Origin of the sequence: Porphyromonas gingivicanis JCM 15907 (genome assembly GCF_000614585.1) — a bacterium.
GTDB lineage: Bacteria > Bacteroidota > Bacteroidia > Bacteroidales > Porphyromonadaceae > Porphyromonas > Porphyromonas gingivicanis.
Map to the genome: position 1 here is coordinate 178,255 of NZ_BAKX01000002.1, position 24,612 is coordinate 202,866.

At 45.8% G+C, this 24,612-nt stretch carries 14 protein-coding genes and 5 pseudogenes; 17 read left to right on the forward strand and 2 right to left on the reverse strand.

Annotation, left to right across the window (positions count from 1 at the left end):
• Window positions 1-32: 32 nt before the first annotated feature.
• Window positions 33-1,675 (forward strand): annotated as a pseudogene (groL, locus tag JCM15907_RS10370) (chaperonin GroEL).
• A 111-nt stretch (window positions 1,676-1,786) separates the two neighbouring features.
• On the opposite strand, the gene JCM15907_RS02890 reads toward groL, so the two are convergent.
• A complete protein-coding gene (locus tag JCM15907_RS02890) occupies window positions 1,787-2,866 on the reverse strand; it encodes a hypothetical protein (RefSeq protein WP_025842650.1) in 1,080 nt (359 codons plus the stop codon).
• A gap of 233 nt (window positions 2,867-3,099) precedes the next feature.
• Between JCM15907_RS02890 and JCM15907_RS02900 the strand changes: the two genes are divergently transcribed.
• The 9 genes and pseudogenes from JCM15907_RS02900 to JCM15907_RS12065 all read left to right on the forward strand — a co-directional run bounded on the left by JCM15907_RS02900 (window position 3,100) and on the right by JCM15907_RS12065 (window position 14,286).
• Window positions 3,100-3,483, forward strand: coding sequence for a C-GCAxxG-C-C family (seleno)protein (locus tag JCM15907_RS02900; RefSeq protein WP_025842651.1), 384 nt, complete (start codon window positions 3,100-3,102; stop codon window positions 3,481-3,483).
• A gap of 36 nt (window positions 3,484-3,519) precedes the next feature.
• Window positions 3,520-3,762, forward strand: coding sequence for a hypothetical protein (locus JCM15907_RS13300; protein WP_242396781.1), 243 nt, complete (start codon window positions 3,520-3,522; stop codon window positions 3,760-3,762).
• Entirely contained in the window at window positions 3,741-4,859 is a 1,119-nt protein-coding gene (locus tag JCM15907_RS10375) for an MATE family efflux transporter (protein WP_242396782.1), read from the forward strand. Before JCM15907_RS13300 ends, JCM15907_RS10375 begins: the two co-directional genes overlap by 22 nt.
• A gap of 125 nt (window positions 4,860-4,984) precedes the next feature.
• Window positions 4,985-5,920, forward strand: a complete 936-nt coding sequence (locus JCM15907_RS02910) for a mechanosensitive ion channel family protein (protein WP_025842652.1) — start codon at window positions 4,985-4,987, stop codon at window positions 5,918-5,920.
• Window positions 5,921-5,971: 51 nt separating this feature from the next.
• Window positions 5,972-8,451: pseudogene (gene pheT, locus JCM15907_RS10380) on the forward strand (phenylalanine--tRNA ligase subunit beta).
• A gap of 35 nt (window positions 8,452-8,486) precedes the next feature.
• Complete coding sequence (locus JCM15907_RS02920; RefSeq protein WP_025842653.1) at window positions 8,487-9,209, forward strand: YebC/PmpR family DNA-binding transcriptional regulator; 723 nt, start codon at window positions 8,487-8,489, stop codon at window positions 9,207-9,209.
• 478 nt (window positions 9,210-9,687) lie between these two features.
• Window positions 9,688-11,033: pseudogene (gene dgt, locus JCM15907_RS10385) on the forward strand (dGTP triphosphohydrolase).
• 839 nt (window positions 11,034-11,872) lie between these two features.
• Window positions 11,873-13,567: a leucine-rich repeat domain-containing protein gene (locus tag JCM15907_RS12060; protein ID WP_025842655.1), complete on the forward strand. Its 1,695-nt coding sequence runs from the start codon at window positions 11,873-11,875 to the stop codon at window positions 13,565-13,567.
• Window positions 13,513-14,286, forward strand: coding sequence for a hypothetical protein (locus tag JCM15907_RS12065; protein ID WP_025842656.1), 774 nt, complete (start codon window positions 13,513-13,515; stop codon window positions 14,284-14,286). The genes JCM15907_RS12060 and JCM15907_RS12065 overlap by 55 nt, the downstream gene beginning before the upstream one ends.
• A gap of 295 nt (window positions 14,287-14,581) precedes the next feature.
• Here the strand turns inward: JCM15907_RS12065 and JCM15907_RS02950 are convergent, their stop codons facing one another.
• The gene (locus tag JCM15907_RS02950) at window positions 14,582-16,402 is read right to left on the reverse strand and encodes a lamin tail domain-containing protein (protein ID WP_025842657.1); all 1,821 of its coding nucleotides are present in this window, start codon (window positions 16,400-16,402) and stop codon (window positions 14,582-14,584) included.
• A 124-nt stretch (window positions 16,403-16,526) separates the two neighbouring features.
• Here JCM15907_RS02950 and JCM15907_RS10400 point away from each other — a divergent pair.
• From JCM15907_RS10400 to rpoN, 7 genes and pseudogenes are all read left to right on the forward strand, one after another.
• Window positions 16,527-17,542 (forward strand): annotated as a pseudogene (locus JCM15907_RS10400) (aspartate-semialdehyde dehydrogenase).
• A gap of 15 nt (window positions 17,543-17,557) precedes the next feature.
• Entirely contained in the window at window positions 17,558-18,166 is a 609-nt protein-coding gene (locus JCM15907_RS02960) for a DUF5063 domain-containing protein (RefSeq protein ID WP_025842658.1), read from the forward strand.
• 4 nt (window positions 18,167-18,170) lie between these two features.
• Window positions 18,171-18,785 (forward strand): 3'-5' exonuclease, encoded by a 615-nt coding sequence (locus JCM15907_RS02965; RefSeq protein ID WP_025842659.1) that lies wholly within the window; start codon window positions 18,171-18,173, stop codon window positions 18,783-18,785.
• Between the two features lie 89 nt (window positions 18,786-18,874).
• Window positions 18,875-20,393: pseudogene (gene guaA / locus JCM15907_RS10405) on the forward strand (glutamine-hydrolyzing GMP synthase).
• 354 nt (window positions 20,394-20,747) lie between these two features.
• The gene (panB, locus tag JCM15907_RS02975; protein ID WP_025842660.1) at window positions 20,748-21,569 is read left to right on the forward strand and encodes a 3-methyl-2-oxobutanoate hydroxymethyltransferase; all 822 of its coding nucleotides are present in this window, start codon (window positions 20,748-20,750) and stop codon (window positions 21,567-21,569) included.
• A gap of 177 nt (window positions 21,570-21,746) precedes the next feature.
• Window positions 21,747-23,069, forward strand: coding sequence for a UDP-N-acetylmuramoyl-tripeptide--D-alanyl-D-alanine ligase (locus JCM15907_RS02980; protein ID WP_051522343.1), 1,323 nt, complete (start codon window positions 21,747-21,749; stop codon window positions 23,067-23,069).
• The gene (gene rpoN, locus JCM15907_RS02985; protein WP_025842662.1) at window positions 23,063-24,589 is read left to right on the forward strand and encodes an RNA polymerase factor sigma-54; all 1,527 of its coding nucleotides are present in this window, start codon (window positions 23,063-23,065) and stop codon (window positions 24,587-24,589) included. Before JCM15907_RS02980 ends, rpoN begins: the two co-directional genes overlap by 7 nt.
• Window positions 24,590-24,612 lie beyond the last annotated feature (23 nt).

Sequence of the window (24,612 nt, forward strand, 5' to 3'; positions counted from 1 at the left end):
AAAAGTAAATCTGTAGACAAGAATATAAAGCTATGGCTAAAGAGATAAAATTTGACGTTGAAGCACGTGAGTTGCTCAAGAAGGGTGTAGACGAATTGGCAAATGCCGTAAAAGTAACCCTCGGACCTAAGGGTCGTAACGTTATTATTGGCAAATCATATGGTGCCCCTCATATTACCAAAGATGGTGTGAGCGTGGCAAAAGAAATAGAACTCGACTGTCCTATCTGCAATATGGGAGCGCAGTTGGTGCGTGAGGTGGCATCTAAGACCAATGACGATGCTGGTGATGGTACTACTACTGCAACTGTTTTGGCACAGAGCATCATCAGTGTAGGGCTTAAGAATGTGGCAGCAGGAGCTAATCCTATGGACCTCAAACGTGGTATCGACAAGGCAGTAGCTACCGTAGTAGGAGACCTTGCTAAGCAGAGCCAAGCTGTAGGAGATGACTTGAAGAAAATCGAACACGTGGCTAAAATTTCTGCCAATGGAGATGAAGAAATCGGTCGTCTCATTGCAGAGGCTATGGATAAAGTAAAGAAAGAAGGTGTTATTACCGTGGAAGAAGCTAAGGGTACTGAAACCAGTGTCAAGGTGGTAGAGGGTATGCAGTTTGACCGTGGTTATATCTCTCCCTACTTCGTAACTAATACGGAGAAGATGGAAACGCAGATGGATAACCCCTATATTCTCCTTTACGACAAAAAGATTTCTGTAATTAAAGACATCCTTCCTCTCTTGGAAAAGAGTCTACAAACGGGTCGTCCTCTTCTCATCATCGCAGAAGATCTCGATAGCGAAGCCCTCGCAACGCTTGTTGTGAACCGCTTGCGTGGTGGACTAAAAGTGTGTGCTGTGAAAGCTCCGGGCTTTGGAGATCGTCGTAAGGCTATGTTGCAAGACATCGCTATCCTCACAGGAGCTACTGTTATCAGCGAAGAGACAGGTCTCTCTCTTGAGAGTGCTACGGTAGAAATGCTCGGTCAGGCGGAGAAAGTAACCGTGGACAAAGACAATACCACTATTGTAAATGGTATGGGCGATAAGGCGTTGCTCGAAGAGCGTGTAGCGCAAATCCGCAAACAGATCGAAAATACCACAAGCGACTACGATCGTGAGAAGCTCCAAGAACGTTTGGCAAAACTCGCAGGCGGTGTAGCTGTACTTTACGTAGGTGCTGCCAGCGAAGTAGAGATGAAGGAAAAGAAAGACCGTGTAGAAGATGCCTTGAGTGCTACTCGTGCAGCTATCGAAGAGGGAACAGTGCCCGGTGGAGGAACTGCTATATACGGGCTATCGAAGTGCTTGAGTCTCTCAAGGGCGAGAACGAAGACGAGTCTACTGGTATTGACATCGTGAAGCGTGCTATCGAAGAACCTCTCCGTCAGATTGTATCTAATGCTGGTAAGGAAGGTGCCGTAGTGGTACAAAAGGTGCGTGAGGGCAAAGGCGACTTCGGTTACAATGCTCGTATCGACAAGTACGAAAACCTCTATGAGTCTGGCGTAATCGACCCCACTAAGGTATCTCGTGTGGCACTCGAAAACGCTGCTTCTATTGCAGGTATGTTCCTCACTACCGAATGCGTTATAGCCGAGAAGAAAGAAGATAAACCCGATATGAGTGCGGCAGCAGCTGCAGCTATGGGTGGCGGTATGGGCGGTATGATGTAATCTATCCGCCTCATCTTACCGTGCAGTAAAACCCACTGTGCGGAAAAATAAAAAGAACCCTCCTTGCACAACGCAAGGAGGGTTCTTTATTGGCTACTTACTCTCTTGTGTTTAGAAAGTATATAGGGTGGACTCGTTGTCGATGCGAATAAGCACTGTACCCCTCTCTACCGAAGTGGGTAAACGTACTACTACGCTGTTCTCAAAGGTCTCTTGATGTGCCAACAACTGTCCCGCCATATTGTACACCGAAAGTGTGTGCGTCTTGGCATCCTCCAAAGAAATCTGCAATTGCCCCTCTGAATAAACAATCTTTGCTTTCGAGAGCAAAGGAGTTTCTACCGAGAGAGGCACTTTGTAGTTTATTTCGCAACCGCTTTCTGGATACAATGTGAAAGTCTCTCCTGTAGCATTGGTAAAGCACAATAGCTCTTCACAAGTACAATGTCCGCCTACAAGGTCATAATATTTAACAGCACCTAATCCTTGATTTCCCCCGATACCTTCTATCCAAAAACCAGTATCCAAGAAAAACATTGAATGGCTTTGAAAGGGATCTCCTTTCGTGTATTTCCCAAATGGATCTTCTTCTTGATGATGATTCTCTTCCTGATCAAAATATGGTGCAAAAGCCAATTGATAGACTCTACGCTTGCTACCATTGATCTCCTTATCTGAAATAGAAATCACCTTCATGCGCAACTTCTTAAAACCTTCCTTGAGAGGTGCATTCTCCCAAATGAAAACATCTCCTTCCTTTAGAGCATAGTCAAAGATTAGAATTTCTTCTCTCTCTGGGTATTTTCTATATACTTTCCCTGTTGTCAAATCTTCTCGCATAAAGAAAGATAGCTCTCCATCTCTCAAGATTTCGAAATATTTCTTACCTTCCAGCTCCACCTCTCGCTTGATGCTATAGTGATATGTAGTTTTGTCTTCTCCTAACTTTTTGGGAGGTTTAGCCGTGCCATCAAAAACTTCACATTGCTTATAGGTATTCCACTTGTTACCTATGGTAAGCATAGGTATCATCTTTGCTTCTTGGGTGTTTTTGGTATGCGTTCTTTCTGCGAGGTGATTTACAAAGACAGCTTCTTGGAGTTCTGTCAGTTTTGTTTCCTGACTTTTCCCTGTCCATGCGAAGCAGGAAAGCATTGGAATCAATAATGCTATAAATCTTTTACTTATCATGATTGTATCTTTTAAATGTTAGTGCTCTTCTACAAGGAGCAGAACACGAACCTATTGTGTTTTACGAGTGCAATTTATGTAAATATTGTGTGTTGTACAATGGTTAAAATTATAGAGTTTTGTCGGAGGGCTAATGTAGAGAATGTGGAGGGTAGGTATTCTGTGTGAACAAGGTGTGCCCAAAAAGGGTTACCTTTGGTCGAAAGAAATAATCAAAATAAGGAGATTAAAAGATGAATAAGGAAGAAAACAAAAAAGCGGTGGAATACTTCCACGCAGGACCTAACAATTGGAACTGCGCACAGTCTATCGTAAAGAGCTTTCAGGCAGAGTCCAACATGAGTGATGAGGATATAGAGCTTACTTATCGTTCTAAGGGAGGTGGTCGTGCCGAAGGTGGTTTGTGCGGAGCTGTTTATGCTGCAAAGCAGATGTTGGGCGAAGATTCGCCCGAAGCGCAAGCTCTTCAGGAGGAATTCCGTCAGCAGTGGGGTGCTTTGACTTGTAAGGAACTCAAAGCGGAGAAGCGTGTGCCCTGTACCGATACCGTAGGGTTGGCAGACCAACTTTTGGAGAAATACCTCGCTATCCAACAGGAGCGTTTGGCGCACACTTGATAGTAAAAAGCATAAGCTACCCCTCTTCTTTGTAGTATGCCCGAATCATCGCTCCAACAGTCGCTGAGTAATGCCTCGTTGCGAAAGTTGATATGGGGGCTTGCGATACCCAATATCGTTTCCAACATCACAGTGCCACTACTCTCTTTAGTGGATGTGGGGCTGGCGGGCAATATGGCGGTGTATGGAAGCATCGGAGCGTGGCGCTCGCCTCTGTCGTGGTCAATACTCTGTACTGGCTGTTTGGCTTTCTTCGTATGGGGACTACAGGTCTTGTAGCCCAAGCCTTCGGAGCCGATGATGTGGAGGCCATCAACCGAAACCTCGGAAGAGGGGTAGTTTTAGCTTTATTGATAGGGATTCTTCTCTCCCTTACGATGCCTTTAATGGCTTTCTTCGTCCATGCTATGGCACAGGGCGATATTGAGATGGCATTTCAAGCCGAGCGGTATATTCGTGTGTCCCTTTTGGGTGCTCCTGCCACGATGTTGCTCTATGTTTTTAATGGATGGTTTATCGGTATGCAGAACACGCGCACCCCGATGATAGGAGCTATTCTCGTTAATCTGCTTAATATCCTCATTAGTTACGTTTGTGTGCGAGGGTATGCTATGGGGGTCGAAGGGTTGGCATGGGGCACTATTGTGGCTCAATACATAGGGGTACTTTTTCTTTTGTTGAGTGCACGTTTCCTCTACCGTCCTATCCTAAAGCAGTTTCGGATTAAGGAGCTTTTGCAACTCCATGGCGCTCGCCACTATTTGGGTGTGAATAGAGATCTTTTTTTACGCTCTATACTTTTAAGTGGCGTTACTCTTTTCTTTACCTATGCTTCGACTAAGGAGGGCGAAGTAGTGGTTTCTGCCAACACATTGCTGTTGCAGTTCTTTACCCTCTTCTCCTATTTTATGGACGGATTTGCCTATGCGGGCGAGGCGTTGGCAGGTCGTTTTATCGGAATGAAGCAACGCTCTCTTTTGGAACGACTTGTACGCCAACTTTTTATCATAGGAGTACCTCTAACTCTCTTTACAGCTCTGCTCTACTATCTGCTGCCTGCTCCGCTTTTGCATTTACTCTCCAATAGAGAAGATATTGTAGCCTCTGCTATGGAGTATGTGTTCTGGGCAGCTCTTATACCGCCGATGGGTTTTGCTGCCTTCCTTTGGGATGGGATTTTTATTGGGGGGACCTATGCCAAAGGGTTGCTCTGGAGTATGCTTTGGGCAGCCGCTCTCTTTTTCTTGCTCTACTATACGTTGCATCCCTATTGGGGGGTAACGGCACTCTGGCTCGCTTTCAACGTCTATCTCCTTACAAGAGGAGCGGTGCAAACATTCCTTTTCCCTCGCTTTTTACGCCGATTGAGTTTTTAACTCCTCCTCGCTTTGTGGGGTAGAGTTTTATATCCAAAATCTTTTTTCTCTATGGGCTGTTGCTCGTGGCTCTTTGCTTTATTGTACTTTTGTCGAGAAGTAAATTGTATCAAATTAATATAGTAATGCCTTATAGATTGCTTACGGGGATGGGGGCAGATTCGACCCAAAAAGCCGAACCTATTATTCCCAAAGACCTTTCTGCTGAACAAATTGCCAAAATCGACTTTGGTGGCCTTTTCTCCGATTGGCTTAAACTCTTCATAGACTTTGGAATACGAGTCCTCATAGCCGTAGTTATTTTCTACGTAGGACGCTTACTCTCTCGATTTATATTGCGCCTTATTGTCAAGGCGATGGTAAAGCGCAACATAGACCCTGCCGTACGTTCGTTTCTTAACTCCTTTTTGAAGGTTGTTTTTGTTATAATACTGCTCATTGTAGCTATCAATATACTGGGTGTTGCCCCCGTATCCTTTGCAGCCCTTATGGCAGCGGCAGGGGTTACTTTGGGAGCTTCGTTGAGCGGTCAGTTGCAGAACTTTGCTGGGGGCATCATACTACTTGTTACACGCCCCTTTCATGTGGGAGACTACATACAGTTCGAGTCCGTCGAAGGTTTCGTGCAGAAAGTAGCTATCTTTTATACTACGCTTACCACAGCAGACAATAAAGTGATTCATATCCCCAATGGACGCCTTTCGAGCGATGTGATTATTAACTTCAGTGCTATGACTATGCGTCGATGTCAGGTTATTGTGGGGGTAGATTACGATACGCCTTTTGAGAAGGTACGACCCATATTGGAGAAGTTGCTTGAGAGAGACCCGCGCATTTTACGCGACCAACCTATAAATATCGAATTGCACGAGATGGCAGCCAGCTCTGTTAATATTCTTGTACGTGTTTGGTGTAAAACGGAAGATTATTGGGATCTTTATTGGTGGCTCAATAAAGAGGTGTACTCCGTATTCAATAAAGAGGGTATCTCTTTTGCTTTCCCTCAGTTGCGCATCCATCAAGAGAAAGTAAAGAATACAAACCTAGCAGAAAAGGAGTAATTTTGTAGCCACGGAAGAGAGGGTATCCTCTGAACTAAAAACAAGACATATATGAACATATCTTACAAATGGCTTGCAGACTACTTGCCAGCCGTCAAAGAAATGACCCCTCAAGAAGTAGCCGATGCGCTCACTTCTATTGGGCTCGAAACAGGAAGTGTAGAACGTGTGGACTCCATCAAGGGTGGGTTAGAAGGTCTTGTTGTAGGGCATGTGCTTACCTGTACGGAGCATCCCAATTCGGACCATCTGCACTGCACAACAGTAGATGTGGGGACAGAGGAGCCTCTCAAGATAGTTTGCGGAGCGCCCAATATAGCTCAAGGGCAATATGTTATTGTAGCCACCATCGGCACCACGCTTTATAGCGGGGAAGACTCTTTCGTTATCAAGAAATCTAAGCTAAGAGGCGAGGAAAGCTACGGAATGATTTGCTCCGAAGTGGAGATAGGTATCGGTAGCGATAGTAGTGGTATTCTTGCCTTGTCTGATGCTCCCACGCCCGGAACTCCCGCTGCAAAGTATTTCAATATAGAGTGCGACTATGTTTTGGAGGTAGATATTACCCCCAACCGAGTAGATGCTACCTCTCATTTCGGGGTAGCGAGAGACTTGGCAGCTTATCTCAATCAGAGAGGTAAGTCCGTACAGGCACAACGCCCCGAGGAGGCGAAACTTTCATCTAACTCTACGGTAGCACCGATAGATATAGCTGTGGAGGTATCCGAGGAGGCGTGTCCTCGTTATCAAGGGGTAGTGGTAGAGGGGCTAACCAACGGCGAAAGCCCTGAATGGCTCCAGCAACGACTCACGGCGATAGGTTTACGTCCGCTCAATCTCTTGGTAGATATTTCCAACTATGTGCTACACGAAATGGGGCAACCCCTTCACTTCTTCGATGCTGACCGCATTGCAGGCGGACGGATACGTGTAGCCCAACTTCCTAAAGATACCCCTTTCACTACCTTGGATGGGGTAGAGCGTAAGTTGCAGGGTACAGAACTGATGATTTGCGATGACCAATACAAACCGCTCTGTATGGCAGGTGTCTTTGGTGGATTAGATTCTGGAGTAACGGAGACGACCACTCGTATTTTTATCGAATGTGCCAATTTCAACAGCACGCTTATCCGTAAGGCTGCCCGTGCGCACGCCCTGAATACCGACTCCTCTTTTCGCTTCGAACGTGGGTTAGACCCCGAAGCAACTCATTTTGCCCTTTGTCGTGCCCTTTTGTTAATTACGGAGTTAATACCTCAAGCGGTGGTAGGTAGTGGGGTAGATGTATATAGAAAGGCGCCCGAAAAGCCCGAATGTACATTGCGTAGAAGTAAACTCAACGAGGTAGCAGGGGCAGAGCTTGCCGACGAAACAGTACTCAAAATCTTACAAGACTTAGATATTAACCCTATCAAAACGACAGAGGATGGTTGGCTTTTATCGCTTCCCGTTTACCGTACTGATGTGCGCAGAGAGATCGATGTGATAGAGGAAATCCTCCGTATCTATGGTTATAACGAAATCCCCCTCAAGGGTATATCCATGCGAATTTAAGTACTCGTAGCGAGAACGATTTGGACTACCACTCCGAACTTATATTGAGCGAGCAGTTGGTCGGGGCAGGTTATAACGAAATACTCTCGAACTCTCTCACGGCAGAGCGTTACTACACCGAGCTTACCACCTATCCTGCGAGTGAATTGGTCTCGTTGGTTAATCCTCTGAGCCGAGAGTTGGGCGTATTGCGTCAGACCCTTCTTTTTGGAGGGTTGGAGGCTATCAGTCGTAACTTCCATAACAAACAGAGCGTATGTGCCTTCTTCGAGTGGGGCAATTGCTATCGAAAAGAAGCACAAGAAGGATTGGAAAAGAACGAACTCTCTGTATATAAAGAAAAAGCTATGTTGGGTCTCTGGCTTTCGGGTACACGAGCAGAAAACAACTGGCTTACTCCTGCGCAGAAGATGACCGTTTATCACCTCAAATCGGATGTAGAGAATCTTTTCCGACGTATGCACATTGTGCCTGATACCCTTCATCTAACAATTTCTTCCAACGACCTTTTTACGGACTGTTTAGAGTATCGTATAGGCGATGCCTCAGGGGCTTGTATTGCATGGTTGGGTAGGGTTAAGCCTGAGATTACCCACTCTTTTGAGATTGAAGATCCTGTTTTCTATGCCGAGATAGACCGCACACTCCTTATGCAGTGGGGTAGAAAAAGCCCTCTTCAAGCTAAGGAAATTAACAAATACCCCGTAGTGAAGAGGGATTTGGCTCTTCTTTTGGATGAGGCTATACCTTTTATTGAAATTGAAAAGATAGCCTACAAGGCAGAGCGCAAACTACTCCAACGTGTAGAACTCTTTGACGTATATACGGGTAAGAACCTCCCTGAGGGTAAAAAGAGTTATGCCGTGAGCTTCTATCTACAAGACGAAACAGCCACACTTACCGATAAACAGATTGAAAAGAGTATGCTCCGCATCCGTCAGATGCTTGAAAAAGAGTTAGGAGCATCGTTACGATAAATAATAAAAGAATAATATAGAGATACGAAAGATTTATGGGAAGAGCTTTTGAATATCGCAAAGCACGAAAGATGAAACGCTGGGGCAACATGGCTCGCGTCTTCACAAAGTTAGGTAAAGAGATAACCATGGCGGTAAAAGCTGGTGGTTCGGACCCTGATACCAATCCCCGTTTACGCGTTCTTATACAGACGGCTAAGAAAGAAAATATGCCTAAGGAAAACGTGGAGCGTGCCATCAAAAAGGCGACCGACAAGGACTTTTCTGATTATAAGGAGGTCAACTACGAAGGATATGGTCCTAACGGAATAGCCATCTTTGTAGAGACTGCTACAGACAACACTACTCGTACTGTTGCCAATGTGCGTAGTTACTTCAACAAACATGGCGGTAGTCTTGGTACTACGGGTAGCCTTGAGTTCCTATTCGACCATAAATGTGTCTTCCATCTTCGTAAACGAGAAGACATAGATTTGGAGGAATTTTCGCTTGAGGTTATCGACTTTGGTGTGGAGGACGAAATTGAAGAGGAGGAGGGCGAACTCATTCTCTATGGAGAGTTTGCTCAAAATGCCGCTTTACAGAGCTACCTCGAAGAGAATGGTTGGGAAATCCTTTCGGCAGAGTTTGTACGTATCCCCAAAGACTATCGTGACGTAACGCCCGAAGAGGCAGAGCAAGTGAATAAATTAATCGAAAAGATTGAAGAAGACGAAGATGTACAAAACGTCTTTACCAATATGCGTGAGGCGGAGTAAGTCTCACTACTTGGGGGATTGCCCCTTGAGAGGGAGGGCGTGATGAACGCTCCCTTTGCTCCCTTTCATTCCCTTAAATTAACCCCTCCCTTCTCTCTACGAAGCGGAGGGGTTCTCTTTTTCGACTTTGCATAACAGAGGTTTGGCTTCGTTGTTGTCGGCGTTCTGGGTCAGTCACGTACCTGTGTACGCTCCTTTCCCCCTCATCCTCCACGCCTTGCCCTCCCTCTATTCTCCAAAGTCTCTGCAAAGGCATCCTTCGTTGCCTTTGGGGCACTTATTGCCAAAGTTCTCTTTTTCGACTTTGCATAACAGAGGTTTGGCTTCGTTGTTGTTGCTCTTCGAGGGGATGCTGGGAGTATCTCCTCTTCATCGCAGAGTGCAAAGAGGGCTTTTTATGATACGCCTATTCGACAGTTTCGATACTTCGTTTACCTTTGTAACAATCACAATAAGATAAAAAGGTTACATTATGGCAATGACTTGGAAGAATCTTCTGTCCGATATGCGTTTGGGTAAAGAGGACGAGAGGCGCAATATCACCGTCCTCTCCTCTGGGGCAGGGCGCAGTTCCGACTTCGAGAGAGATTTTGACCGTCTGATTTTTTCAGCACCCTTTCGGCGTTTGCAGAACAAAGCGCAGGTCTTTCCCTTACCAGGCAATGTATTTGTACATAATAGGCTCACACACAGCTTAGAGGTGAGCTGCGTGGGCCGTTCACTGGGCAATAATATCACACGCCATTTGCAGCGCAAGTATGGGGCAGAACTCTTTGACCCTTTGGCAATTGCTCCATAGTATCTTCGGCTTGTTTGGCGCACGATATGGGTAATCCGCCCTTTGGGCACAGTGGCGAGCGGGCTATTTCGAGTTACTTTGCCGATGGACCTGGTAAGCAGTGGGAGGAGCAGGTGCGCCGTGAGGGCGGACGCTGGGACGACTTCCTCCACTTCGAGGGCAATGCCAATACGTTCCGTCTGCTCACGCACCAGTTCGAGGGGCGTCGCAAGGGGGGCTTCGGACTCACTTACACTACGCTGGCTTCGGTGGTTAAGTATCCTTTTTCCTCCACGGCGGGGCAGAAGAAGGGCAAGTTTGGCTTCTTTGAAACCGAGCAAAATACCTTTCGCACCATTGCAGACCATTTGGGGTTGATTTGCTTTGAAGAGGAACCTTTGCGCTATGCTCGCCATCCGTTGGTCTTTTTGGTAGAGGCGGCAGACGATATTTGCTACCAGATAATGGATTTGGAGGATGCCTGCAAACTTCGACTTTTGGGTTATCAAGAGGTGATACAACTGATGTTGGACTTTTTCTCCGAGGAGGAGCAGAATCATATCCAAGCTATTGCCGATAGTATCCACGACAAGAATGAGAGCATTGCCTACGTGCGCTCTAAGGTTATCAATCTTTTGGTCGAGGAGTGTTCTGAAGCCTTCTTGCGCAACGAGGCTGCTATCTTGGAAGGTACCTTTCAAGGGGCTCTAATTAACGCTACTTCTGACCGATGCGCCAAGGCATACGAAAAGTCGAGCAAGATAGCTCGCCAACACATCTACGTTACTCAAGATGTAGTGGATGTGGAGCTGGCAGGGCATCGCATCTTCGAGGAGATTATAGACCGTATGATGTATGCATTGCTCCACCCAGAGAACTCCTATTCGAAGACCTTCCTCAAGCGAGTTAGCAGTCAGTACAACACTAAGGCAGATCGCCTTTATGGCAAGATTCAGTGTACGCTGGACTTTCTATCGGGGATGACGGACCTCTATGCACTCGACCTCTACCGCAAGCTAACGGGAATGAACCTCCCCGCTGTCTGACTCTCATACCTTTCCGATTAGTAACGTTATCGGTTGCGAATGAAAGGGTGGGAGGGAGTCGTTAAAAGGATTAACCCTTTCGGAAGTTAGCACAGATGGTTACAAGAGTTTGCACAGATGCTTTTGTTCGGAGGGTATATACCCTGCAATGCTACCTTCTTTACCTTTCTTGACGATATAGTTGAGTAGCTCTTTGTAAAGACTTTCTTACTCTCTTTGTAGAGCTTCTTGAGGATGGGGCAAACGTACTAAGGAGTAGGGCAAAACGCCCTGCTCCTTTTTCTTTTTCTTTTTCGACAATCTCTATTATTCCCCTTTTTGATAGAGAGAAATGCTTCTTTCTTTTCTTAATAGGTGAGCTGTATTTGTTGTGAAAATGGATGGCTATAAGAAGCCGAAAGTAATGTGAGAAGCCAGTTCTTGCTACTTCTTTTTTTGTTAAAATAGCAAATAAGCCTCTATTCTTTTCTTTTTTTCTAACCCTAAAACCCTCTGTGATCCCATTAAAAAGTATGGGTAAAAATCGGACATGAAAAATAAGGGTTTATTTGTTGATTATTAGTTGTTTATGAGGTTTTGATGTCCGAAATTGACAGATTTTGTACAGGAAGAATGTCCGAAATTGACAGATTTTTGGCAGAATTTGATAAGTGGATAATGGAAATAACTCCGAACTTTGCAAAATATAAAAGGAGTAATCTTTATGGATGCTCCTACGCAATGTCTTCCGATAATATCTTCAAAAGAACCATTGTGAGTGGGTGCTTTTGTGATTTTTGTAAAGGTCTTTTTTTAGACCGATATTTGGTGTGAAAAAAAGCAATGAAAATATAGTCAAAATGAAAAAAGAAACTACTTTCCGGGGCTTATTTATAGTCCTTATGGTGCTACTCTCCTTTGGAGGAATGGAGGCGCAAAATCAGATTACGATGACAACAAGCAAGGCTGTCGGTGAAACCCTTGGTTTGAGTATTGAAGCCAATGGAGATTTTACTGTCGAGGGAGCAACCCTTGACAGTGGCACAGACTACACGCTAACCGCCACTGATGGACGTATTACCATTAAGGGCGATGTAATAGAGCTTTTTTGCAACAATAATACTCTCACACAGCTTGATGTAACCCAAAGCCCCAACCTCAAAGAATTGCGTTGCTGGAATAATCAACTCTCTGAGCTTGATGTTACCCACAACAAAGTACTTGAGACACTCTCTTGTCGTGGCAATCTTCTTACCCAACTCGATGTTCGACAAAACTCCAAGCTAAAAAATCTTGACTGTTCTTCCAACCAACTCTCTCAGCTTGATGTGAGCCAAAACCCTAATCTTACGGCTCTGTTCTGTAATATCAATCAAATTACGGAACTTGATATTAAACAAAATGTAGGGCTTAGCACGCTCTATTGTAATGATAATCAACTCTCTCAGTTGGATGTTAGTATCAATACGCAACTTTATGCGCTCGACTGCTCTTTTAATCAACTCACCCAGCTCGATATTAGCAAAAATACGGGGCTTAGTACTCTCGAATGTTCCAGCAACCAGCTTACCCAGCTTGATGTCGAGAAAAATAAAGCATTAGTAACTCTTAAATGTGCTGGCAATCGACTCGCTCAGCTCGATATTAGCAAAAATACGAGGCTTAAGCACCTCAACTGCTCTGCCAATCTGCTTACTCAACTTGATATTGATCAGAATACGGAATTGCAGAGTCTGAAGTGCTCCTCCAACCAGCTTACTCAGCTTGATTTAAGCGCGCACACGGACCTACAGGAGCTTGATTGCTCTACTAATCGGCTGACTCAACTCAATGTGAGCGAAAGCAAAAATTTGAATGCTCTCTTTTGCTCTCAAAATGCGATTAGAGGGAGCGAAATGAATGCCCTCATAGCTTCTCTTCCTTACCGACATAGTTCTCTACGACAAGGTTTCTTTGGAGTAGTAAACTTTTCAACCCCAGATATAACCGAGGGGAATATCTGTACGAGAAAGCAGGTAGCTTCGATACGCTCTAAGAATTGGATAGCCTTGGAGCTTAAGAAAGACAATATAGTAGAATATGCAGGCAGTAAAGAGATAGGTAGTGGGGTCATCACGATGAAGACCAGCAAAGCTGTAGGAGAGAGTATCGACTTAGCCCTTGAGGTAGATGCAGACTTTGAGGTAGAGGGAGTGGCTGAAGGAGATGATGGCAACTACCTCCTTACAGACGAGGGTGGACGTATCACGATAAAAGGAGATGTAATCTCGCTCGACTGCTCTCAAAACCAACTTACCGACATTGATTTTAGCAAAAATAGTCGTTTGGAGCTACTCCGTTGTAAGCAAAATCTCCTTAAGGGGGCGAAGATGGATGCCCTCATTGCCTCGCTTCCTGACCGAAGTAGTCAGGGTGTAAAGGGAGAGTTCAGGGTGGTAGATTTTTCAGACCCCGATTATCCAGAGGGCAATGTCTGCACTAAAAAGCAGGTGCAGATGCTTTGGCTCGTGGTTGGATTGCCAAAGAGTGGAAAGAGGACCTCGGAAGTTGGGTAGACTACACGGGAAGTGAAGAGGTTGGCAGTGGTGTAATTACGATGAAGAGCAACAAAGCCGTAGGTAGTAGTATCTACCTGTCTGTAGCAGAAGTCAATGGAGCTTTTGAAGTAGAGGGGGCAACTCATAAGAGCGATAGCGAATATACACTTACTAATACGGAGGGGCGCATTACTATCAAAGGAGATGTAGTTAAGTTCTTTTGTAGTGAAAATGAACTTACTCAGATCGATGTGAGCCAAAATGCAGAGCTCGTGCAACTTTGTTGCTCTGAAAACGAACTTACTCAGCTTGATGTAAGCAAAAATATAAAGCTCAATGAGTTAGATTGTTCTCAAAACCGCATCAAGGGGGAAAAGATGGATGCTCTTATCGCTTCGCTTCCTGACCGAAGCAATGAAGAGAAAAAAGGAAAGTTTGAAGTGATAGACTTCTCAGATGTTAGAAGTCCAGAAAGTAATGTTTGCTCTAAGAAGCAGGTAGCAACCGCCAAGACTCGAGGTTGGATTGCCAAAGAGTGGAATCCCAATGAAAAGAGTTGGAAAGACTACGAGGGTAGCGAAGATGTGTCTATCGACGATGTTTTGGCGCAAGAGGAGGCTACTATTGTGGCGATATATAGTGTAGAGGGTCGTCGCCTTGCGGAGTTGCAAGAGGGGGTAAACATCATCCGCCTCAGCAATGGTAAGACTCGCAAAGTGCTTCACCGCATCAAGTAGTACTCTATGTATAAAGAATAGTCTCACATAGGAGTCCCTATTTTGAGACTCTTGCACATTCTTGTCTTTTATTCCGTCCCTTAGAGTCTTCCTATCAGCTCTAAAGGGGCGGAATTTTTTAATAGCCTACCAGTGAAGAGGCAAGATAGTTGCAGCCCCTTTCTTGATTTTAGATAAATATGTATAGATAGAGTCTTTCGTACATCGCTGGGGGAGTAGCGAGGAGTTTAGCGGAAGAATAGATGCATCTTTTGCCACCTCCTCATTGCCTCGGTGCGCATCTCTACCGCCAGTATCAGGAGTGAGTGGGGCATATGGGTGGTAGAGAGGCTTTACCTTGTAGCACCTCTCGACACCAGCGGAGCAGTTGCTCTTGTGGGTAGTAGGCTATTTGTTCGCCCGAGGGTGCATACCAAAAGGCTTGTGCCTTGAAACCTTTTTCCCGTTCGTGGCGCAGTAGCATTTGGGCTATACTGTGTGGGGTGCGGGGCGTGTTGCTCTCCTTTTCGTCAAGGTTGGGTGTTACTTCGGGTGGCGTATTGCATCTGCCAGGCGAGCCGTACTGTTCATCGCCCCGTACTCTGCGCCAGTTGTCACTGTTGAGTGCCGATTTCCTGAACGAAATACGAGCCCAAGCCATACCTTGATACTGCTCTTTGCGCTCCTTCTCGGGTGTAGTGTAGAGCATCTCTTCTACGCAGAGGGTATCTGCCAAGCGTACTAAGGCGATTTGCCCATAACGATTCGGTAGGTTGGGTAGGCGTTGTACCTCTACGATGCTGTCTGTGGGGGTGTGAAACTGCTCTTCTAAACCTCTCTTCCAAGCAGTGATGGCTTTGTATTGCCCTGCTGGAATTTGAGTGTTACTCCCCTGTATAGGATAGATTTTGCCCAGTCGCCCCTCGGTGCGTAGGGCTATGCCAAAGTGTTTCAAATCGAGCATCTCTCCCGTGGGGTTAAAGAGTTCTATGTATTCGCTCCCTCCTAATAGAGGGTAGTACATTACCTCGCTTAAGAGCGGATGTGTCTCTGGTTTCGGCTCTTCGGCAGGGAGTGGAGTGGGGCGTTCTTCTTCTAAGGAGAATATAAACTCCTCTTCGGGTAGAAGGTTGCCTTGTGGGGTGTATAGATTACGTAGCGTAAGCCGATAACGCCCCTCCGACAATGCCTCGGATAGGTGCAGGTACAGCAGATCGTCTTTAGCTTCGGGGTGTAAAGTGCCCTTATAGGGTTCCAATCGAGCCTCTAAATGGCTTATATCTAAAGACTTTTTGCAGTGTAATGTAAGCTGTTGGGGCGTATAACTTATGTCGTCAAAGGGGCTTTCGCCCTCGTTGGGTGTTGGTTCTTCGTTGGGAAGGGTACTGTTTGTTGTCTTCCAGCGTAGGAGTTGCCACCCTTTGGCTTGCTTTTTAGTATAGCGAATGTATAGCCCCCATGTGGGTTGCTGGGTTATGGGGCAGAGGGTTGGCTCTATGTCGATAGAGCCTATATGTCTCCACTCCTTTTGCAATGAATTGTGTGTATTGAGCCAAAGAGTACATCTCCCTTGGCTATTCCATGAGATGCGCCACGAGAGGTGGTTTGAGCTATTGTCGAAACGGTATAGTATGTGGTCATTGAGTAGAGTAGAGAGCGGTGTGAGGAGCATTTCCTCCCCTTTCGTATGTCGCTTTTGGAGGGTGATGAGTTGTACCACCTTGTCTCTGCCGATAGAGAGGGCTACGAAATTTTGTTCGTTCCTTTCGGATGTTCCCTTTGGGTAAGTATAGGGGTAGAGAAGAAGGTAAAAATGATTGTAAGAGGAGGGGGTAAACGAAAAACTAACCTCCCCTTGTAGCTGGTGGGGCAAGGAAGAAGAGTAGGGTGCGATAAGCCATGCTTCGTTATGCCGAGGGCGAGGTGAAGGGTCGGCAAGGTATAGCCCTCCGTCTCCTATTTGGAACTTCTCTACCGTGCCTTGCCACTGCTCTGAAGAGAGAGGGATACCCTCCCAAACATTACTTCCCTGTCCATAGAGGGGTGCCGAAGAGCATAGTATGCAGATACCGATGAGTAAGCAGAGTAGCGCAAGGCTTTTGGAGCGGTGTCGTGGCGAGAAAAAGTTGAGTTGCATAGCAGAGTGTAGGATGGTAATTGGCTTAAAGTGAGTATTTTTGTGTTCAGCTCTCTTGCAAGAAACCTATGAGGCTTCTTGAAGAGGCGAAATTAGATGTTTTTACTAAAAGAATAGAAAAGGTATGAAAATAGCTATTGTAGGAGCTTCTGGAGCAGTCGGAGGGGAGTTTATACGTCTTATAGAGGAACGCCACTTTCCCGCAGATGAGATTCGCCTGTTTGGCTCTTCACGAAGTGCAGGGCGTAGCTACACGATACAGGGCAAAACCTGTGTGGTAGAAGAGTTGTGCGATAATGATGCTTTCAAAGATATAGATATTGCTTTTGTATCGGCAGGGGGAGACACTTCCAGAGCCTATGCCTCTACCATTACTCGATATGGCACCTTGATGATAGACAATTCTTCGGCCTTTCGTATGGAGTCAGATGTACCTCTGGTGGTCCCCGAGGTAAACCCCGAAGATGCTCTTACTACGCCACGCCATATCATAGCCAACCCTAACTGCTCTACCATACAGATGGTGGTGGCACTCCATGCTTTGAATAAAATTACTCCACTCAAAGAGGTGCATGTAGCTACCTACCAAGCCGCGAGTGGGGCAGGTAATCTTGCTATGGAGGAACTTCGTGAACAGGTCCGTTCGGCAGCCGAGGGCGCACCTTTAGAGGTGCAGAAGTTTGCCCATCAATTGCTCTACAATGTGATACCGCATATCGATAAGTTTGATCAGGACGACTATACCAAAGAGGAGCTTAAAATGCACTACGAGACTCAGAAGATTTTGCACAGCGATATATCGGTCAGTGCTACCTGTGTGCGAGTCCCTGTACTACGTGCCCACAGTGAAGCTATTTGGGTACGTGGGGAGCGAGCTATCTCTCCCGAAGAGGCACGTCGAGCCTTTCATTCCCAAGAGGGACTGGTGGTGGTAGACGATCCTAAGATGTTGGAGTATCCGATGCCTCTCTTTGTGGCAGACAAAGACCCTGTATATGTGGGGCGCATCCGTCGAGATATAGCCCACGATGGAGGTATTACCTTCTGGTGTGTGGCAGATCAAATCCGTAAGGGGGCAGCCTCAATGCCGTGCAGATAGCCGAGTGGCTCATCGAACACAAAGGGATAACAAAAAAATAAGTAGGGTTGTAAGTGATGAGTACACAAGAAAAAAACTATCTAACACCTGAAGTGTTGGAGTTTGCCACCGTGGCAGTACCTTTTTGCGCTTTGCTCCACGAAGCTGCGCAAACGCAACGTGCCGATTTTGTGGAGCGGTTGCTCAAAATACTACCTCTGCTTTATGTGAAGTCTTCTTTGCTCCCCTCTATTGAACAGTCCGATGAGGCAGAAGAACTCTTTGCTCTGCTCCCTGAGAGTGTCAGTGAGGAGGAATACACCTATGTGCAGCGTAGTATTGAAGACCTCTTGGATAGAGAAGACCTTTTTTTAGAGACTCTCTCGGACGATATGCAGTACAGCGATGTTCCTATGACGGCTCGCATATCAGAGTGCTTGGCAGATGTGTATCAGCCTGTTGGTAATTTGGTCGGTATCCTAAGAGATGAAAACTTTGTTGCTCTTCCCGCAGCTATTTCTTTTACTCATGCACAGTTTGAGGAGTATTGGGGCGATCGTCTCTTAGCTGCGTTGAGAGCCTTACATCGTGTACGTTATACGCAAGAGGCAGAGTTGGCAGCCGTTATTCCCACTTTGCCTACCGAAGAAGACTTTGAGGCACATATTGATAAAATGTTTGACTAAAGAGATGAATTTACGCCCATCCATATCGAAAGAGGAGATTAGTGCAATCGAAGAGGTTGCCTCTTTCTCTGGCACTATCCACCTCATTGAGACCGAAGAGGAGGCTGTCCGCGCTCTTCAGGCTCTAAGAGACGAGCGAGTAGTAGGCTTTGATACCGAGAGCAAGCCCGTTTTTAGACGAGACGAGCAGGCAGAGGTTTCCCTCATTCAGATTGCTACGCTTACCGATGCCTATCTATTTCGTATCAACAAAATCGGTTTCACGCAGGAATTGTGCGACTTTATCACCAATCCAGATATTTATAAGATAGGGCTTAGTTTGCACGATGATTACAAAGTAATGCGTCGTAAGATGCAACTCACTCCTCAAGGTTTCGTAGAGTTGCAGAAGCTCTGCCCAGGATACGGTATTAAAGACTCGGGGTTACAGCGTATCTATGCTATCCTTTTCAACGAACGGATTAGTAAAACACAACGGGTAACGAATTGGGAAGCAAAGCAACTGACCCCAAAACAGATTGGCTACGCCGCTCTTGATGCTTATGCTTGTTTGCGTATTTATAACTTCTTGATGAAGTTGCCTCGTCCTCATCCGCTATGTTTTGCTCTTATTCAATAGGAAGATAGGAGAAGACCTGCGATAGTCTTTCTTTGAGAGAGTGAGCAACGACCTCTTTTTAGTACCTTTGCCCCAAATTAGTGAGTGGTATGCAAGAAAAAATATTGATACTTGATTTTGGTTCACAAACTACGCAACTCATTGGCCGTCGTATTCGTGACCTCAATACCTATTGTGAGATTGTGCTACAACAAATTACCTGAAAATATCGAGGATGTGCGTGGGGTAATTCTTTCGGGTAGTCCCTACTCGGTCTATGACCCTAAGGCTTTTCGCATTACTCTAAACGAGCTACGAGGTCGCTTCCCTCTCTTGGGTATTTGCTATGGTGCACAGAGTTTGGTATATCAAGCTGGTGGTAAGGTAGAGCCTTCGGAAACGAGAGAGTATGGTTCTTCTCAGCTTAACCTATTGGCCCCAGAAGACCCCCTTCTGAAAGGACTCTCTCCGAGAAGCACTGTATGGATGTCGCACGGCGATACCATTACTGAATTACCTCAAGGCTTTACCACAATAGCCTCTACCGATCAGGTAACGCATGCAGCTTACCGCATAGAGGGCGAGCTAACGTGGGGCGTTCAGTTTCATCCTGAAGCGTTTCATAGTGCAGAGGGGGTACGCCTCTTAGAGAACTTTATCAATATTGTTGGCATTGCAGGCAATTGGTCGCCCGATGCTTTCATTGAACGCTCGGTAGTAGAGCTTCGTGAGCAGTTGGGCAACGATAAGGTACTACTGGCACTTAGTGGAGGAGTAGATAGCTCTGTGGTAGCAGTTTTACTTCACCGTGCTATTGGTAATAATCTCACTTGTATCTTCGTAGACCATGGTTTACTCCGTAAGGGTGAGGCAGAGCAGGTACTCGAAGATTATCGTCACTTGGGGCTTAATGTAATTGGGGTAGATGCGCATGAGCAATTCTATACAGCACTTGAGGGTGTTGCAGACCCCGAACAGAAGCGCAAAATTATCGGTAAAGGCTTTATTGATGTGTTTGAGGCAGAGGCTTCGAAGTTGCAAGGCATCAAATGGCTTGGTCAGGGCACTATCTACCCTGATATTATCGAGTCTATCAATATAACAGGCATGGTTATTAAGAGCCACCATAATGTAGGCGGTCTTCCAGAGCGTATGAAGCTCAAGTTGGTAGAGCCTATCCGTACTCTTTTCAAAGATGAGGTGCGCCGAGTGGGGAAAGCGCTTGGTATGCAGGCTCATCTTTTGGAGCGTCACCCCTTCCCCGGTCCCGGTTTAGGCATACGTATCTTGGGGGCTGTTACGCCCGAAAAGGTGCGCATATTGCAGGAGGCAGACCATATCTATATGAGCGAGATGCGCAAGCAAGGACTCTATAACTCGGTCTGGCAGGCGGGAGCTATCCTTCTCCCCGTCAAGTCGGTAGGTGTGATGGGAGATGAGCGTACCTATGAGTACACCATTGCTCTCAGAGCAGTAAATAGTGTAGACGCTATGAGTGCCGACTGGACACGTTTACCTTATGAGTTTTTGGCAAAAGTCTCTAACGAAATTATCAATAAGGTACGTGGTGTGAACCGTGTAGTGTACGATATTTCCTCTAAACCACCCAGTACAATTGAATGGGAGTGATAGGGGGAGTTGAACGAACTATCAAACATATTTTTATCCGTATATAAATAGGTAAAGCATAAGTCGTCCAACGGAAACATTTGTACAGGCTCTCAAAAAGGCTGTGTAAGAGGCCTTTTGAGAGCTTTGCAAAGTGATAGTCGGGGCATTGAGAGAGGGACGGAAGAGTCGGGTGTTTATTGGTTGTACAACGAAACACAAGTTTTAATTGCCATTTTTCAAGCCTTATAAAAAGCGTTTTGCTTGTAAAGCAGCTGTTTCTTTGGATGTTTACTCTTTGAGCTTTATCCCATTTCCTTAACTCTTATATAGGTGCTGAAGAGGAGGCACCTTGCAAAAAGCAAAAGAACTATTATGTCTACTTACCAACCCGAAGACTCTCGGAAAGTTACCACCCACCGCCTGCTCGAAATGAAAGGACGTGGCGAGAAAATTGCTATGCTCACTGCTTATGATTACACTATGGCAAAGTTGGTCGATAGTGCAGGGATGGATGTTATCTTGGTGGGCGACTCTGCCTCTAACGTGATGGCAGGTAATACCACTACGCTACCTATTACGTTAGATCAGATGATTTATCATGGCAAATCGGTCGTTAAGGCAGTACAAAGAGCTTTAGTCGTTGTTGATCTTCCCTTCGGGTCTTATCAGGGTAACCCTATGTTGGCACTTGACTCTGCCATAAAGGTGATGAAGATAACTCATGCCGATGCTATCAAGGTAGAGGGAGGATGTGAGATTCAAGAGTCGGTAGAACGCATTCTTTCGGCAGGTATTCCCGTTATGGGACACTTAGGTTTAACCCCCCAATCTATCAATAAATTTGGCTCTTACAATGTACGTGCTCGTGAGGAAGAGGAGGCTAATAAGTTGGTGCGCGATGCCCATTTGCTCGAAGAGTTGGGCTGTTTTGCCATTGTGTTAGAGAAGATACCTGCCACTCTGGCAGAGCGAGTGGCAAAGGAACTCACCATTCCAGTTATTGGTATAGGAGCGGGGGGAGCTGTTGATGGTCAGGTGTTGGTTTTACACGATATGGTCGGCTTGAATGAGGGCTTCCGCCCCCGTTTCTTGCGTCTGTATGCCGAGTTGGGAGAGGTAATGCGTAGGGCATTTACTCAATATATTAGCGATGTAAAGGCACACGATTTTCCCAATTTGGATGAACAGTATTAAGTCTATCCATTTGATGGATAGCTTTTTATCTTTCTAAGAGGTTTTCAAAATCTCCCGGTTTTGAGGAAAATCTCTTTTGCCTTATATTTGTGCTTTAGGAGTATGTCTTGCGTTCCTCATAGAGAGGGGCAGATGCTCAGAGAGCATTTATTTTTTTGAAAGTAGATACTTGATACAATGATTACTATAGAGCAATTATATAATTTATTTCTCGAAGCGGGGAGCGTTACTATAGATAGTCGTAGTTTCCAGCCCAAGGCTCTTTTCTTTGCATTGAAAGGAGAGCGTTTTGATGGTAATCAGTTCGCTCTACAGGCTCTGCAACAAGGATGCAGTTATGCCGTGGTAGACGATGCAGAGATAGCTCAGAAGGATGACCGTTGTATTCTGGTAGAAGATGTTTGGCAGACACTTGTTGAGCTGGCACGATATCACCGTAGACAACTTGCGATACCTTTGCTTGCCATTACAGGAACCAATGGAAAGACAACCTCCAAGGAGCTAATTGCGACTGTACTCCGTCAGCGTTATAAGGTGGAAGCTACGGAGGGCAATTTGAACAATCATATTGGTGTTCCTCTCACGTTACTTCGTTTACAGAAAGAGCACGAGATAGCCGTTGTCGAGATGGGTGCCTCTCATATTGGTGATATTCAAGATCTTGCGGACATAGCGGAGCCTAATTTTGCCCTGATAACTAATATCGGAAGAGCCCATTTGGAGGGCTTTGGTTCTTATGAGGGAGTTGTTCAAGCCAAAGGAGAGCTTTACGATTATATACACTCGCATGGGGGGCAGATATTTTTACATACCGATGATGAGATATTGGTAAAGTTGGCTGAGGGTTTACCTTCGCTAACTTATGGTCTTGAGGCTACAGATGGAGTAAAAGCCACTTTGTTACCTCGCTCAGAAGACTATTGCTTGGCTTTCCAGCTCTCTCATAACGAAACCCTATACGATGTGTATACGCATCTTGTAGGTGATTATAATCTCCCTAATGCTCTTTCTGCTGTTGCTGTGGGGCTCTTTTTTGAGGTTCCCATAGAGGATATTGTTGTTGCTTTGGAGTCTTACACTCCTTCCAATAATAGGTCGCAATTTATCCCTTCTACTCCTTTGGACAATGAGCTTATTGTAGATGCTTACAATGCCAATCCCACCAGCATGCGTATTGCTGTGGATAATTTTGTGCAGCTCTCCTCAGCCCGACCCAAAGCCATTGTCTTGGGGGATATGTACGAGTTGGGAGCAGAGGCCGTGCAAGAGCATAGAGCATTGGTAGAATACCTCTCTGCCCTGACGACTATTAATACTATTTATTTGGTAGGGGCAGAGTTTTACTCTTTACGTACAGAGCTGCACCCCCCTCACATACACTACTTTCCTTCTCGAGAAGCGTTGGTAGTAGAACTCCAACAGCAACCATTCCGAGGTCAACTCATACTCCTAAAAGCATCGAATAGTATGCGTTTTAGTTCTTTAGTGGAGTTATGTTAGATCAATCTTTAGTTCAGAAGCAAAAACAATCTCTCACTACACAGCAGATACAGCAGTTCTTACTGTTGGAGATTCCTGCCGTGGAGTTGGCAGATCGTATTCAAGAGGAGTTGGCTACCAATCCAGCATTGGAGGTGGACTCTCAGCCTATGGAGGCAAATGCTTTGGAACAAGAGAATTCAGAAATAGAGTCTCCGATAGAGGATTCCCTTGAGGATAGTGAGGAACTTTATACCCCATCGGCAACGAGTGAGGATTTCTCCACGGCAGATTATGCCTCGGAAGATGATATCCCTGAGTATAAACTACGCTTAATACAAGAGGTAGAGGAGCAGAGAGAGGAGATCCCTTTTGCTGGAGATACTAATACACTGGCAGACTATCTAAGGGAGCAATTCATAACCTTGCCCCTCACAGCCGAAGAGCGTACTGTGGCAGAATACATCGTGGGTAACCTTACCGATGATGGCTACTTTAGATTGAATTTTAGAGATGTAGAGGACGACCTCCTTTTTAACGAAAACATTACTGTTTCACATACAGTCATTGAGCAGGTACTCCGTAAGATACAGTCATTAGACCCAGCTGGGGTGGCTGCAAGAGATTTACAAGAGTGTCTCTCTTTACAGTTGCTTCGCCTTAAAGAACAGCATAGAGAAGAGAAGGAACAGCTACACCGTCTTGCCTTGGCGACCGAGATTGTAGAGCACCATTTCGATGCTCTTGCCAATAGACGTTATAAGAGTATAATGCAAGCTCTCTCACTCTCGGAAGAAGAGTTTGCCTCTGTACAGCACCTTATTCGTTCGCTTACGCCTCGGCCTGCCAATGGTTTCGGTAGTGCCGTCGAAGCTGCTGCGGCGCGTATTACCCCCGATTTCACGGTACACCTAAGAGATGATAGACTTTTGATCTGGCTCAATGACCCTCCGGGGATACCCTCACTTCGTGTTTCGCCAGAGTACAAGGTGCTTAGTGAACGCCCCTCTGCTCAAAAGATCAAGGAGGAGCGACCCGAAGAACGTGCTGCAAGAGAATTTGCTCGTCAGAGAGTCCACGAGGCATCATGGTTTATAGGAGCTATTGCTCGTCGTAGAAGTACTCTTTTGTCAGTGATGCAAATCATCGTAGAGATGCAGGAGCCTTTTTTTCGTCTCGGAGATGTAGCTCTCTTACGTCCTATGGGACTCAAAGATATTGCAGAGCGTGCAGGCTATGATATAAGTACTGTAAGTCGAATTACTTCACGTAAGTATGTGCAGAGCGACTATGGAATCTATTCGTTGAAATACTTCTTTAGCGAGGGTACGGAGCGAGAGGAGGGCGATGCTGTATCGACCCGTCAAACCAAAGCCTTAATAGAGTCGTTTATAGAGCAGGAGGATAAACGCAAACCTCTCTCGGATGCACAGATAGAGTCGATGCTGGCAGAACAAGGACTCTCCGTGGCTCGGCGTACCGTGGCTAAGTACAGAGAGCAGTTGAACATACCGATAGCCCGACTTCGTAAGGAGCTATAAAGAACATAAAACACCAACATAAC

Excerpts from the sequence above, each read along its gene's own strand:
- JCM15907_RS02920 (WP_025842653.1), top strand. The coding sequence starts at position 8,487 with ATGGGAAGAGCTTTTGAATATCGCAAAGCACGAAAGATGAAACGCTGG.
- JCM15907_RS10375 (WP_242396782.1), top strand. The coding sequence starts at position 3,741 with ATGGGGACTACAGGTCTTGTAGCCCAAGCCTTCGGAGCCGATGATGTG.
- panB (WP_025842660.1), top strand. The coding sequence starts at position 20,748 with ATGTCTACTTACCAACCCGAAGACTCTCGGAAAGTTACCACCCACCGC.
- JCM15907_RS02960 (WP_025842658.1), top strand. The coding sequence starts at position 17,558 with ATGAGTACACAAGAAAAAAACTATCTAACACCTGAAGTGTTGGAGTTT.
- JCM15907_RS02950 (WP_025842657.1), bottom strand. The coding sequence starts at position 16,402 with ATGCAACTCAACTTTTTCTCGCCACGACACCGCTCCAAAAGCCTTGCG.
- JCM15907_RS02910 (WP_025842652.1), top strand. The coding sequence starts at position 4,985 with ATGCCTTATAGATTGCTTACGGGGATGGGGGCAGATTCGACCCAAAAA.
- JCM15907_RS13300 (WP_242396781.1), top strand. The coding sequence starts at position 3,520 with ATGCCCGAATCATCGCTCCAACAGTCGCTGAGTAATGCCTCGTTGCGA.
- rpoN (WP_025842662.1), top strand. The coding sequence starts at position 23,063 with ATGTTAGATCAATCTTTAGTTCAGAAGCAAAAACAATCTCTCACTACA.
- JCM15907_RS02900 (WP_025842651.1), top strand. The coding sequence starts at position 3,100 with ATGAATAAGGAAGAAAACAAAAAAGCGGTGGAATACTTCCACGCAGGA.
- JCM15907_RS02890 (WP_025842650.1), bottom strand. The coding sequence starts at position 2,866 with ATGATAAGTAAAAGATTTATAGCATTATTGATTCCAATGCTTTCCTGC.
- JCM15907_RS02980 (WP_051522343.1), top strand. The coding sequence starts at position 21,747 with ATGATTACTATAGAGCAATTATATAATTTATTTCTCGAAGCGGGGAGC.
- JCM15907_RS02965 (WP_025842659.1), top strand. The coding sequence starts at position 18,171 with ATGAATTTACGCCCATCCATATCGAAAGAGGAGATTAGTGCAATCGAA.
- JCM15907_RS12060 (WP_025842655.1), top strand. The coding sequence starts at position 11,873 with ATGAAAAAAGAAACTACTTTCCGGGGCTTATTTATAGTCCTTATGGTG.